The 13781-nt window shown below is 69.9% G+C and carries 5 protein-coding genes, 1 tRNA gene and 1 rRNA gene; 6 read left to right on the top strand and 1 reads right to left on the bottom strand.

Features of this window, described 5'->3' with window-relative positions; genetic code table 11:
* The 3 genes from rrf to ACZ7P3_RS35865 all read left to right on the top strand — a co-directional run.
* Positions 1-86 (top strand): 5S ribosomal RNA (rrf, locus tag ACZ7P3_RS35875); the annotation flags it as partial.
* Positions 87-200: 114 nt separating this feature from the next.
* Positions 201-863 (top strand): DegT/DnrJ/EryC1/StrS family aminotransferase, encoded by a 663-nt coding sequence (locus tag ACZ7P3_RS35870; RefSeq protein WP_472088161.1) that lies wholly within the window; start codon positions 201-203, stop codon positions 861-863.
* Between the two features lie 84 nt (positions 864-947).
* Positions 948-1023 (top strand) — tRNA-Thr (locus ACZ7P3_RS35865).
* Positions 1024-1121: 98 nt separating this feature from the next.
* Here ACZ7P3_RS35865 and ACZ7P3_RS35860 read toward each other — a convergent pair.
* The gene (locus ACZ7P3_RS35860; protein ID WP_472088155.1) at positions 1122-3878 is read right to left on the bottom strand and encodes a SpoIIE family protein phosphatase; all 2757 of its coding nucleotides are present in this window, start codon (positions 3876-3878) and stop codon (positions 1122-1124) included.
* A gap of 413 nt (positions 3879-4291) precedes the next feature.
* On the opposite strand from ACZ7P3_RS35860, the gene ACZ7P3_RS35855 reads away from it, so the two are divergent.
* The 3 genes from ACZ7P3_RS35855 (at position 4292) to ACZ7P3_RS35845 (ending at position 13605) form a co-directional block, all read left to right on the top strand.
* Positions 4292-9751: a HAMP domain-containing protein gene (locus ACZ7P3_RS35855; protein WP_472088153.1), complete on the top strand. Its 5460-nt coding sequence runs from the start codon at positions 4292-4294 to the stop codon at positions 9749-9751.
* Positions 9752-10025: 274 nt separating this feature from the next.
* A complete protein-coding gene (locus ACZ7P3_RS35850) occupies positions 10026-10706 on the top strand; it encodes a response regulator (protein WP_472088151.1) in 681 nt (226 codons plus the stop codon).
* A 124-nt stretch (positions 10707-10830) separates the two neighbouring features.
* Positions 10831-13605: a DNA translocase FtsK gene (locus ACZ7P3_RS35845; RefSeq protein ID WP_472088149.1), complete on the top strand. Its 2775-nt coding sequence runs from the start codon at positions 10831-10833 to the stop codon at positions 13603-13605.
* Positions 13606-13781 lie beyond the last annotated feature (176 nt).

Below are 13781 nucleotides of genomic sequence, written 5' to 3'. Positions count from 1 at the left end.
GTTACATTCCGAACCCGGAAGCTAAGCCTCACAGCGCCGATGGTACTGCAGGGGGGACCCTGTGGGAGAGTAGGACGCCGCCGAACAAATTTTGAAAAGGTCGGATCCTGAACTTCGGTTCGGGGTCCGGCCTTTTTTTGGTTTGCTTAACGTGTCGTTCACGTTGCGCCCCCAGCATCCAGCACATGGGTACTGCTGCAATGCTCAGGGCCGCCGGTGTCGGAGTCGGTGACGAGGTCGTCGTACCGGCCTTCGGGAACGTCGAGGTCGCCGAGGCTGTGGCCCTGGCGGGTGCGCTCCCGGTGTTCGCCGACATAGATCCGGTCACCTACTGCCTCGCCCCGTCCTCCGTGGAAGCGGCCGTAACGTCCCGTACGGCGGCCGTAGTTGTGGTCCACCGCTTCGGCCGGCGCGCCGACATCGCGCGGCTGCACGAGGCCGGACAGCGGCACGGACTGCTCGTGGTGGAGCAGGGCGAGTCCGAGGCGCCGTACGACGAGATGGCGCAGCGCAGGGAGCGGGCCGCCTATCTCGACGCCAAGCTCAAGGGCGTGCAGACGCCCGACGGCGGTGACGGACACACCTACCAGCAGTACGTGGTGCGGGTCCCGGGCAACGGCAGGCCGGACCGTGACGCTTTCGCACGGGCCTTGCGGGCCAAGGGAGTCGAGTGCCGGGTTCCGGTGAAGACGCCCGTGCACCGACTGCCCGAATTCCGGCGCTGTGTGGCGCTTCCGGAGACCGAGCGTGCCGCGGACGAGACTCTTGCGCTTCCCGTGGAGGCCGCGCTGACGAAGCGTGAGATGCAGCGGATCGTCTCGGCCTGCAACGCCCTTGGCGGACTGCTCCAGCCCGCCTTCTGAGCGGGTGCCGAACGAATTTGGGAACTCGGACCTGTTCAGGGTAGTCTTTTCTTGTCGCCGCGAGGGAAACCTCGAAAACGACAGGCCCCTATAGCTCAGTCGGTAGAGCGTCTCCATGGTAAGGAGAAGGTCAACGGTTCGATTCCGTTTGGGGGCTCCAGAAAATAAGGCCTCGCCCTTTCGGGCGGGGCCTTATTGCGTGTTCAGGTGCCGGTGTGTCCGGGCCCGCCCGGGCGGGCCCGGGCGGCCCCGGGGGCTTCAGTCCTTGTGAAGCCCTGGGACCCGCATCGCCAGGATCGCCATGTCGTCGGACGGGGCGTCGGACGCGAAGCGTTCCACCGCGCGCATGATGCGTGCCGCCACCGCGCCCGCCGTGAGGCCCGTGCAGGTGGTGAGGACGTCGGCGAGGCCGTCGTCGCCCAGCATGCGGGTGCCCTCGCGGCGTTCGGTGACGCCGTCCGTGACACACAGCAGGACGTCACCGGGGTCGAGGGTGACCGTCTCCTCGTACAGCTCCAGGTCCTCGATGACGCCGAGCAGCGGCTGGGGTTCGGCCGATGCGACCACCGTGCCGTCCTGGCGCAGGCGGAGCGGGAGCGGGTGGCCGGCGCAGACCACCTTCAGCTCGGCGCTGCCGTCCGGCTGCGGACGCAACTCGCCGTACAGCAGCGTCAGGAAGCGGCTGCGGTCGCCCTCGTCGAGGATCGCGGAGTTCAGGCGCTCGAGAACCGCCGGGCCGGAGAGTCCCTCGCGGGCCAGCAGGCGTAGTGCGTGCCGGGCCAGGCCGGTGACCGCGGCCGCGTTGGGTCCGGTGCCGCAGACGTCTCCGATGGCGAAGCCGTAGGCGCCGTTGCCGATGGGGAAGAGGTCGTAGAAGTCGCCGCCGACCTCGTTGCCCTCGCCGGCCGCGCGGTAGATGACCTCGACCTCGACGCCGTCGATGTGGGGCGTGCCGGGCGGCAGCAGACTGCGCTGGAGGGCCTGGCTGATGGCCGTGCGCTCCGAGTACAGACGGGCGTTGTCCAGGGCGAGGGCGGCCCGGCGGCTGAGGTCCTCGGCCAGTTCGAGGATCTCCTGCCGGAAGTGCTCGTCGGTGGGCTTGCCGAGAGTCAGCATGCCGATGACGCGGTTGCGCGCGACGAGCGGCAGCACGACCGTCTCGCCGCCGACCGCGGAGGCCGTGGCGAGGGTCGGGCCGATTCCCGCGGCCACCTGCTGGATGGGGCCGCCGGCCAGGCCGAGGCTGCGCATCGAGGTGCGCAGGGCCGCCTGGTGGGCCACCTCGCCGGGGGCGGTCCAGACCCGGGCACCCGGCGTCGGTACCGGGTCGGGCGGCGGCATCTTCGACAACAACGACTTGATGCCGTCGATGAGTTCCTCGTCCTCGTGCAGGACGTACGACAGGTACGGCTCGGAGGCCTGGTCGGCGATGGTGTAGACCGCGCACCAGGTCGCCAGGGTCGGGACGGTCATCTGGGCCATCAGGGCCAGGGTCTGGTCCCGGTCCAGGGTGCCGGCCAGCAGGTCGGAGGCCTCGACGAGGAAGCTCAGGGAGCCGCGGCGCAGCCGCTCCAGCTCGCCCAGGCGGGCCGATTCGACGGCCAGGGCGATGCGGTCGGCGGCGAACTGCAGGCGCAGTGCCTCCTCGTTGGAGTACCGGCCCGGTGCCTCGGCCGCGACGCCGAGGGAGCCCGTGAGGCGGCCCTCGACCTTCAGCGGGACCGTGACCACCGAGCGCATGCCGGTGCCGGCCAGGAGCGGTACGGCACCGGGCACGGCGGTGAGGTCGTCGTGGACGGCCGGCATGCGCGCGGAGCCGTAGCGGCCGGGGCCCGCCTCGACGGGGACGCGGGCGAACCGCTGTCGGGCGGAGGGCAGGCCGGTGGAGGCGCGGACCTCCAGCTCCGTCTCGTCGTCGGTCGCAAGGAGCAGGAAGGCCGAGTCGGCGTCGAGCATGTCGCGAGCCCGCTCCACCGTGCGCTGCAGCAGGCCGTCGAGGTCGTCCGGGGCGGGGGAGCCGATGAACACCTCGAAGGGGTCGGTGCTCTGGCCGTCGGAGGCCGGCGACTGGTCGGTGGCGGGGACGCGCGAGGGTGTCTGCAGGACGGCGCGTTCGTGGTCCCGGACCAGCAGGCAGACGGTGGAGGGCTCGCCGCCGGTGTCGCGGACCCTGAGGTGGGAGGCGTACACCGGGGCCACCCGGCCGTCGGCGCCGCGGATGCCGTAGCTGCCCTCCCAGCGCGAGAGCTGGAGGGCCTCGGCGATTCCCGTGCCGGTGCCCGGGGTGTGCGGCCAGGCGGCGAGGTCGGTGAGGGGCTTGCCGATGACCTCGTCCGCGGGGTGGCCGAAGAGTTCCTCCGCGTCCTCGTTCCAGGCGTTGATGGAACCTTTTCGGTCGATCTGGAGAACGGCGACGCGGACCCGGCTGTCGGCCAGCGGGAGCAGCTCGGCGGGGAGCGCGGGGCCGGCGGTGCGGGTGCCGACCGCACGTTCGGGCAGATCGAGGTGGAACCAGACGTTCTTGTGCGTGGGGGTGTAGTCCACGCCCCAGCGGGCGGCCAGGGCCGCGCACAGCTGGAGGCCGCGGCCGCCCTCGCGGTCGGGGCTGCCCATGGCGGCGGGGGAGCTCTGGAGGGGGACCTCGCGCTCCGGGTAGCGGTCGGCCACCTCGATGCGCACGCCGTCCTCGGTGCGCAGGCACAGGACGTCCGCGTGCGTGCCCGCGTGCACCACCGCGTTGGTGACCAGTTCGCTGGTCAGGACCACCGCATCGTCGACGATGTCGGCGAAGCCCCACCCCTGGAGGGTGTCGCGGACGAAGGAGCGGGCGGTTGCCACCGACCGCCCGACGGGCTCGAAACTGGCGGCCGCACGCGCGGTGATCACAGAACTCCTCGGCCGGTTGTCGACGGGCAGGGCTGCATGGCCGACCGGCTCGCGCCGCTGCTGCGGCATCCGCTCGCCCGTCGGCCGTGGCTCCGGGGGATGTCCCCCGGGGATCAGTCCGGTGGTCATGGTCTGCGGCCGCCCCTCCGATGCCCGCTCGTTCTCGTGCCACCGCCCAGGCCGGTCGGAGCCGGTGCGGCTGGACAGCCGGATGCAAGGTTACTTACCTTCGCCGTCCGAGCGGATGCCGGTCGCCGGTGTTTACGCCCCCAGGGTGTGCGGACGATGTGCGAAGCTGCCGAACTGTTATGGCCTGGTTCGGCCGGGGTGAAACACTGGGCAAGCTTCTGATGAAGGTCGGATCAGACTGCGTGTGTTCCGTGCACGGCGGGCAGCAGCCTCTGGTGTGGCCGGATCTCGTCTGGCAGAAATACCAAGCAGTAATGGGTACGCGGAAGTGACCGGTGGGCAGGGTTTCGGCCTGGACCGGGGCGAAGCGGCCGAGCACGGCAGTAATGGTCTACCCCTTCGGGAGGGACACAGTGGAGTCTGGCGCAGCGACGCGGGGCACAAAGGCGCGCGCGAAGGGCGGACCGTCCCTGGGCAGGCGCGGGGGTACCACCGCCGTGGACACGGCTGCCCTGCACCGGCTGCTGGCGGCCCTCGTGTCGATGCGGGACGGCAACTTCCGCAAGCGGCTCACGGTGAACGGCGACGGCGTGATGTCCGAGATCGCGGCCGTCTTCAACGAGGTGGCCGACCGGAACATGCACCTGACCGGTGAGCTGTCGCGGGTGCGGCGCATGGTGGGGCGTGAGGGAAAACTCACGGAGCGGCTGGAGACGGGCGCCTGTGAGGGCTCCTGGGCGAGCGCGATCGACAACTCCAACGCGCTGGTCGACGATCTCGTGTGGCCGGTGTCCGAGGTCAGCCGGGTGCTGACGGCGGTCGCCGAGGGGGATCTCTCGCCGCGCATGGATCTGCGCACGCAGGCGCCGGACGGCACCGGGCATCCGCTGCGGGGCGAGTTCCTGAAGGTCGGCCGTACCGTCAACAATCTGGTCGACCAGCTGTCGACGTTCACGGACGAGGTCACGCGCGTGGCCAGCGAGGTCGGCACCGAGGGCAAGCTGGGCGGGCAGGCCCGGGTGCGCGGTATGTCCGGTTCGTGGAAGGACCTGACCGAGTCCGTCAACACGATGGCGAACCGGCTGACCGCCCAGGTGCGGGACATCGCCCTGGTGACGACGGCGGTCGCCCGCGGTGATCTCTCGCGCAAGGTCACCGTCCATGTCGCCGGCGAGATGCTGGAGCTGAAGAACACCGTCAACACGATGGTGGAGCAGCTGTCCTCCTTCTCCTCCGAGGTGACCCGGGTCGCCCGGGAAGTGGGCACCGAGGGCATCCTGGGCGGCCAGGCGCAGGTGCCCGGGGTGGCCGGCGTGTGGAAGGAGCTGACCGACTCCGTCAACACCATGGCGGGCAACCTGACCGCTCAGGTGCGCGGGATCTCCCAGGTGACGACGGCCGTCGCCAACGGCGATCTCTCGCAGAAGGTGACCGTGCCGGCGCGCGGCGAGGTCGCGCAGCTCGCCGAGACGATCAACCAGATGACCGAGACCCTGCGGATCTTCGCGGACGAGGTCACGCGCGTGGCCAACGAGGTCGGCGCGGAGGGACGGCTCGGCGGGCAGGCGAACGTGCCGGGCGCGGCGGGTACCTGGAAGGACCTGACGGACTCCGTCAACACGGTGTTCCGGAACCTGACCACGCAGGTGCGGGACATCGCCGCGGTGACCACCGCGGTGGCCAGCGGTGATCTCTCGCAGAAGGTCACGGTGGACGTGGCCGGCGAGATGCTGGAACTGAAGAACACCGTCAACGGCATGGTGGACCAGCTGTCGGCATTCGGTGCCGAGGTGACCCGGGTCGCGCGGGAGATCGGTGTCGAGGGCGAGCTGGGCGGCCAGGCGCAGGTGTCGGGCGCGGCGGGTACCTGGAAGGACCTGACGGACTCCGTCAACACGGCGTTCCGCAACCTGACCGGTCAGGTGCGCAACATCGCCCAGGTGACCACGGCGGTGGCCAACGGCGACCTCTCCCAGAAGGTCACCGTCGACGTCTCCGGTGAGATGCTCCAGCTGAAGAACACCGTGAACACGATGGTGGACCAGCTGTCGAGCTTCGCCGACCAGGTCACGCGGATGGCCCGGGACGTGGGCACGGAGGGCCGCCTGGGCGGTCAGGCCCGCGTGGACGGTGTGTCGGGCACCTGGAAGGAGCTGACGGACTCCGTCAACTTCATGGCCGGCAACCTGACCTCCCAGGTGCGCCAGATCGCCCAGGTGACGACGGCCGTGGCGCGCGGTGACCTGTCGCAGAAGATCGACGTGGACGCGCGCGGGGAGATCCTGGAGCTGAAGAACACCATCAACACGATGGTCGACCAGCTCTCCGCCTTCGCCGACCAGGTGACCCGGGTCGCCCGGGACGTGGGTACGGAGGGCCGCCTGGGCGGTCAGGCGCAGGTGCCGGGCGTCGCCGGTGTGTGGCGCGACCTCACCGACTCGGTGAACGGCATGGCCGGCAACCTCACCGCACAGGTGCGCAACATCGCCCAGGTTGCCACCGCGGTGGCCCGTGGTGACCTCTCCCAGAAGATCACCGTGGATGCGCGCGGGGAGATCCTGGAGCTGAAGAACACCCTGAACACGATGGTCGACCAGCTGTCGTCCTTCGCCGAGGAGGTCACGCGGGTGGCCCGTGAGGTGGGCACGGAGGGCATGCTCGGCGGGCAGGCCGAGGTCCAGGGCGTCTCCGGCACCTGGAAGGACCTCACGCAGTCCGTGAACTTCATGGCGAACAACCTGACCATCCAGGTCCGCAACATCGCCGAGGTCACCACCGCGGTCGCCAAGGGCGACCTGTCCAAGAAGATCACCGTTGACGCGAAGGGCGAGATCCTCGAACTCGTCACGACGGTCAACACCATGGTCGACCAGCTGTCCAGCTTCGCCGAGCAGGTGACGCGGGTGGCCCGTGAGGTGGGCACCGAGGGCATCCTGGGCGGCCAGGCGCACGTACCGGGTGTCACGGGCATCTGGAAGGACCTGAGCAACAACGTCAACCTGATGGCCAACAACCTGACCATGCAGGTGCGGAACATCTCCCAGGTGGCGGCGGCGGTCGCCAACGGCGATCTGACGCGGCAGGTGACCATCAAGGCGAGCGGCGAGGTCGCACAGCTCGCCGACACCATCAACACCATGGTGAAGACGCTGAGTTCGTTCGCCGACCAGGTCACCAAGGTGGCCCGCGAGGTGGGCACGGACGGCATCCTGGGCGGCCAGGCGCACGTACCCGGTGTGGCCGGCACGTGGAAGGACCTCACCGAGTCGGTGAACGGTATGGCGTCCAACCTGACCGGCCAGGTGCGCAACATCGCCATGGTCACCACGGCCATCGCCAAGGGCGACCTGACGAAGAAGATCGACATTGACGCCCGCGGTGAGATCCTCGAGCTGAAGACGACGATCAACACGATGGTCGACCAGCTGTCCAGCTTCGCCGAGGAGGTGACCCGGGTCGCCCGCGAGGTGGGCACCGAGGGGCAGCTCGGCGGCCAGGCGCGCGTGCGTGACGTCGACGGCACCTGGCGGGACCTGACCGAGTCGGTGAACGAGATGGCCGGGAACCTGACCCGGCAGGTGCGCGCCATCGCGCGCGTGGCGACCGCGGTGACCCGCGGCGACCTGAACCTGAAGATCGACGTCGACGCGTCCGGCGAGATCCAGGAGCTGCAGGACTACATCAACAAGATGATCGCCAACCTGCGCGACACCACGATCGCCAACGAGGAGCAGGACTGGCTCAAGGGCAACCTCGCCCGCATCTCCGCGCTGATGCAGGGACGCCGGGACCTGGAGGACGTCGCCTCGCTGATCATGAGCGAGCTGACGCCGGTGGTCTCCGCGCAGCACGGCGCGTTCTTCGTGGCGATGCCCCTCATGGAGGGCCAGGAGCTGAGCGGCGACGCCGAGGAGCAGTACGAGCTGCGGATGCTCGGCTCGTACGGCTACTCGATGGGCTCCATGCCGACGTCGTTCCGGCCCGGCGAGGCGCTGATCGGCACGGCCGCCGAGGAGAAGCGCACGATCCTGGTGGAGAACGCGCCCAGCGGCTATCTGAAGATCTCCTCCGGGCTCGGCGAGGCCCCGCCCGCGCAGGTGATCGTGCTGCCGGTGCTCTTCGAGGGCAAGGTGCTCGGCGTGATCGAGCTGGCGTCCTTCACGCCGTTCACGCAGATCCAGAAGGACTTCCTCAACCAGATCGCCGAGATGATCGCGACCAGCGTCAACACCATCTCGGTCAACACCAAGACCGAGCAGCTGCTGAAGCAGTCGCAGGAGCTGACCGAGCAACTGCGTGAGCGGTCGGCGGAGTTGGAGAACCGGCAGAAGGCGCTGCAGGCCTCCAACGCCGAACTGGAGGAGAAGGCCGAGCTGCTGGCCCGGCAGAACCGCGACATCGAGGTGAAGAACACCGAGATCGAGGAGGCGCGGCAGGTCCTGGAGGAGCGCGCCGAGCAGCTCGCGGTGTCGATGCGCTACAAGAGCGAGTTCCTCGCCAACATGTCGCACGAGCTGCGTACGCCGCTCAACTCGCTGCTGATCCTGGCCAAGTTGCTCGCCGACAACGCGGACACCAACCTCACCCCGAAGCAGGTCGAGTTCGCCGAGACCATCCACGGTGCCGGTTCCGACCTGCTCCAGCTCATCAACGACATCCTCGATCTGTCGAAGGTCGAGGCGGGCAAGATGGACGTCTCCCCGACGCGCATCGCGCTCGTCCAGCTCGTGGACTACGTGGAGGCCACTTTCCGGCCGCTGACGGCGGAGAAGGGCCTGGACCTGTCCGTACGGGTCTCACCGGAGCTGCCGGCGACCCTGCACACCGACGAGCAGCGGCTGCTCCAGGTGCTGCGGAACCTGTTGTCCAACGCGGTGAAGTTCACCGACTCGGGGTCGGTGGAGCTCGTGATCCGGCCCGCCGGTGCGGACGTTCCGCAGACCATCCGGGAGCAGCTGCTGGAGGCCGGCGCGCTCACCGACCCGCATGGCGACCTGATCGCCTTCTCGGTGACCGACACCGGCATCGGCATCGCGGCCAGCAAGATGCGGGTGATCTTCGAGGCGTTCAAGCAGGCGGACGGGACGACCAGCCGCAAGTACGGCGGCACCGGCCTGGGCCTGTCGATCTCGCGGGAGATCGCCCAGCTGCTCGGCGGTGAGATCCATGCACAGAGCGAACCGGGCCGCGGCTCGACGTTCACGCTGTACCTGCCGCTGCACCCGAGCGAACTCCCGCCCCAGGGCTACCAGCAGTCGGTGCCCGCGCTGGAGGCCGTCGAGCTGGTCGCCTCCGAGGCCCGCAGGTCCTTGGAGCTGTCCGCCGCGGAGATCGAGACGCCGGCCGAGGTGAAGTCGTACCAGGAGACCCAGAACGGGCCGGCCGCGCTCTTCCGGCGCCGCCGCCGGAGCCTGCCGTCGGCCGAGCAGCGGCCCGAGCCGTGGACGATGGTCGCCGAGCAGGAGAGCGGTCCGCAGCAGGCCCGCGCGGTGCGGTTCGGTGGCGAGAAGGTGCTGATCGTCGACGACGACATCCGTAATGTGTTCGCGCTCACCAGCGTCCTGGAACAGCACGGGCTGTCGGTGCTGTACGCCGAGAACGGCCGGGAGGGCATCGAGGTGCTGGAGCAGCACGACGATGTGGCGGTCGTGCTGATGGACATCATGATGCCCGAGATGGACGGGTATGCGACGACCACGGCGATCCGTCGGATGCCGCAGTTCGCCGGGCTGCCGATCATCGCCCTGACCGCGAAGGCGATGAAGGGGGACCGGGAGAAGGCGATCGAATCGGGCGCCTCCGATTATGTGACGAAGCCGGTCGACCCCGATCACCTGCTCGCGGTCATGCGGCAGTGGATGCGGGAGGAGTGACCCGACGGCTGGAGTCGATGTGAACGCTGCGGGAACCTCGGGTGTGCGCGCGGAGTTCCCCTTATCGGGAAGCCCGAAGGTGTGTAGGAATCCCGGATTCCGGGAACCTTCCGATCTCCTGCGGCGTTTCTCTTACGTGCACAGTGACATCGCGGTGACAGGGTGTGGCGACGGGCGGGGTGCGGCTACGATGACCGGCACAAGGACGGGCGGCGAAAGGGAGTCGTCCTCTGGGGCGGCGCCCGGTGTATCGCCGGGGCGAGGAGGGCGGGCCATGGTGCAGAAGGCCAAGATCCTCCTGGTCGATGACCGGCCGGAGAATCTGCTGGCGCTGGAGGCCATCCTCTCTGCGCTCGATCAGACGCTGGTGCGGGCATCTTCCGGGGAGGAAGCGCTCAAAGCACTGCTCACGGACGATTTCGCGGTCATCCTGCTGGATGTCCAGATGCCGGGCATGGACGGTTTCGAGACCGCCGCGCACATCAAGCGGCGTGAGCGGACCCGGGACATCCCGATCATCTTCCTCACCGCGATCAACCACGGCCCCCACCACACCTTCCGGGGTTACGCGGCGGGCGCGGTCGACTACATCTCCAAGCCGTTCGACCCATGGGTGCTGCGCGCCAAGGTCTCGGTGTTCGTGGAGCTGTACATGAAGAACTGCCAGCTGCGGGAGCAGGCGGCGCTGCTGCGGCTCCAGTTGGAGGGCGGCGGCAAGGGCGGGGTCGGCGGGAAGGAGTCCGCCGGGCTGCTCGCCGAGCTGTCCGCGCGGCTCGCGGCCGTCGAGGAGCAGGCGGAGGCGCTGTCCAAGCAGCTGGACGACGAGTCCGCGGATGCGGCGGCGGTGGCCACGGCGGCCCATCTGGAGCGCAAGCTCACCGGGTTGCGTCGCGCGCTCGACGCCCTGGAGCCGGGAGCGGGCAGCGGCAGCGCATCGGTGCCGACGCAGAACTGACGTCCGGCGGGAGCGCAGTTGCCCATGAGGGTGCGTCAGTTCTCCGCCCGGCGGCGGGCGACACGAACGGGTGAAGCAGTGGGCACACGTGTCCGCTGTCGTCTCCCCCGGTAACCTCAGCTCCATGGCCTCACGTCCCTCCGCCGCCAAGAAGCAGCCCGCGAAGAAGGCGGCCGCTCCCGCGAAGGCTGCGGCGGGGAAGGCGGCCGCGAAGAAGAAGGCGCCCGCCAAGAAGGCACCCGCCAAGAAGGCACCCGCCAAGAAAGCCCCGGCGAAGAAGGCCGCGCCGCCCAAGCCGGCACCGAGCCCCACCGGGGGCGTCTACCGGCTGGTGCGCGCCCTGTGGCTGGGGCTCGCGCACGCCGTCGGCGCCGTCTTCCGGGGCATAGGGCGGGGCGCCAAGAACCTCGACCCGGCCCACCGCAAGGACGGCATCGCGCTGCTGCTGTTCGCCATCGCGCTGATCGTCGCCGCCGGCACCTGGGCGGATCTGCGCGGTCCCGTCGGCGACCTGGTGGAGATCCTGGTCACCGGCGCCTTCGGCCGGCTCGACCTGCTGGTCCCGATACTGCTCGCGGTGATCGCCGTACGGTTCATCCGGCACCCGGAGCAGCCGGATGCCAACGGCCGGATCGTGATCGGTCTGTCCGCGCTCGTCATCGGCGTGCTCGGGCAGGTCCACATCGCCTGCGGCTCGCCCGCCCGCAGCAACGGCATGCAGGCGATAAGGGACGCCGGCGGCCTCATCGGCTGGGCGGCGGCGACCCCGCTGACGCGCGCCATGACCGACGTGCTCGCCGTACCGATGCTGGCGCTGCTGACGCTCTTCGGCCTGCTCGTGGTGACCGCCACCCCGGTCAACGCCATTCCCCAGCGGCTGCGCGCACTCGGTGTGCGCCTGGGCGTGGTGCACGAGCCCGAGCCGGAGGAAGACACCGAGGACGACGAGCGCTACGACGAGCAGTGGCGCGAGGCGCTGCCCGGGCGTCCCCGGAAGCGCCGGGGCGCGCCCGAGGCGTACGACACCGAGGACGCCGAGCAGGAGGCCCTCTCGCGGCGCCGCGGCCGCCCCAGGCGCTCCGCGGTGCCGCAGCCCGATCTGCAGCGGCAGATGGACGCCGTGGACGTCGCGGCGGCCGCCGCCGCCGCGCTCGACGGAGCCGTGCTGCACGGCATGCCGCCGTCCGCGCTCGTCGCCGATCTCACCCAGGGGGTGAGCGTGGGCGACCGCGAGGAGACCACACCCGTACCCACGCCGGCCCCGGTTCCGGCGCCGGCCGCGCGCCCCCGGCAGGAGGGGCTCAAGCAGGAGAAGCCGAAGCAGGAGAAGCTGAAGGTCGAGAGCGTCCCCGACCTGACGAAGGCGGCTCCGGACGCGCCGCGGGACCTGCCCGCGCGCGCGGAGCAGCTCCAGCTGTCCGGAGACATCACCTACGCACTGCCGTCGCTGGACCTGCTCACGCGCGGCGGCCCCGGCAAGGCGCGCAGCGCGGCCAACGACGCGATCGTCGATTCCCTGCGCAACGTGTTCAGCGAGTTCAAGGTGGACGCCGACGTCACGGGCTTCACCCGCGGACCGACCGTCACCCGCTACGAGGTCCAGCTCGGCCCCGCCGTGAAGGTCGAGCGGATCACCGCGCTGACCAAGAACATCGCGTACGCCGTCGCCAGCCCCGACGTGCGCATCATCAGCCCCATCCCCGGCAAGTCCGCGGTCGGCATCGAGATCCCGAACACCGACCGGGAGATGGTCAACCTCGGTGACGTGCTGCGCCTCGCGGACGCGTCCGAGGACGACCATCCCATGCTGGTGGCGCTCGGCAAGGACGTCGAGGGCGGCTATGTCATGGCCAACCTCGCCAAGATGCCGCACGTCCTCGTCGCCGGAGCCACCGGTTCCGGCAAGTCGTCGTGCATCAACTGCCTGATCACGTCGGTCATGGTGCGGGCGACCCCCGAAGAAGTGCGGATGGTCCTGGTCGACCCCAAGCGCGTCGAGCTGACCGCCTACGAGGGCATCCCGCACCTGATCACGCCGATCATCACCAACCCCAAGCGGGCCGCCGAGGCGCTCCAGTGGGTCGTGCGCGAGATGGACCTGCGCTACGACGACCTGGCGGCCTTCGGCTACCGGCACATCGACGACTTCAACGCGGCCATCCGCGAGGGGAAGGTGAAGCTGCCGGAGGGCAGCGAGCGCGAACTCCAGCCGTACCCGTACCTGCTGGTGATCGTGGACGAGCTGGCCGACCTGATGATGGTCGCCCCGCGTGACGTCGAGGACGCGATCGTGCGCATCACGCAGCTCGCGCGCGCGGCCGGTATCCACCTGGTGCTGGCCACCCAGCGCCCGTCGGTCGACGTGGTCACCGGCCTGATCAAGGCCAACGTGCCCTCCCGGCTGGCCTTCGCCACCTCCTCGCTCGCCGACTCCCGGGTCATCCTCGACCAGCCCGGCGCCGAGAAGCTGATCGGCAAGGGCGACGGGCTGTTCCTGCCGATGGGGGCCAACAAGCCGACCCGTCTGCAGGGCGCGTTCGTGACCGAGGAAGAGGTCGCGGCGATCGTCCAGCACTGCAAGGACCAGATGGCGCCGGTCTTCCGGGACGACGTCACCGTCGGCACCAAGCAGAAGAAGGAGATCGACGAGGACATCGGCGACGACCTCGATCTGCTGTGCCAGGCCGCCGAGCTGGTGGTCTCGACCCAGTTCGGGTCGACGTCCATGCTCCAGCGCAAGCTGCGCGTCGGCTTCGCCAAGGCCGGGCGCCTGATGGACCTCATGGAGTCCCGGAACATCGTCGGGCCCAGCGAGGGCTCGAAGGCGCGTGACGTCCTCGTGAAGCCCGACGAGCTGGACGGCGTGCTCGCGGTGATCCGCGGGGAGTCGGACGGGTAGGGCGGTGCGGCCGCGCCGGTCCGCGCGCCGGCCCGTGCGCCGGTCCCTGCACTGGTCCGCGCGCCGGTCCCTGCCTTGGTCCGGCGGGTGGTTCGGCAGGCCAACGCTGGTCCGCGCGGGGTCCGGCGGGTGGGCCGGTGGGCTCGCGCCGATCCGTTGGGAGCCAGACGGAGCAG

This window comes from Streptomyces sp. NPDC107581 (assembly GCF_055657175.1).
The sequence above is the reverse complement of the archived record's forward strand: the minus strand, read 5'-3'. Positions and strand labels throughout refer to the sequence as shown.

Excerpts from the sequence above, each read along its gene's own strand:
- ACZ7P3_RS35845 (WP_472088149.1), top strand. The coding sequence starts at position 10,831 with ATGGCCTCACGTCCCTCCGCCGCCAAGAAGCAGCCCGCGAAGAAGGCG.
- ACZ7P3_RS35850 (WP_472088151.1), top strand. The coding sequence starts at position 10,026 with ATGGTGCAGAAGGCCAAGATCCTCCTGGTCGATGACCGGCCGGAGAAT.
- ACZ7P3_RS35860 (WP_472088155.1), bottom strand. The coding sequence starts at position 3,878 with ATGACCACCGGACTGATCCCCGGGGGACATCCCCCGGAGCCACGGCCG.
- ACZ7P3_RS35870 (WP_472088161.1), top strand. The coding sequence starts at position 201 with ATGCTCAGGGCCGCCGGTGTCGGAGTCGGTGACGAGGTCGTCGTACCG.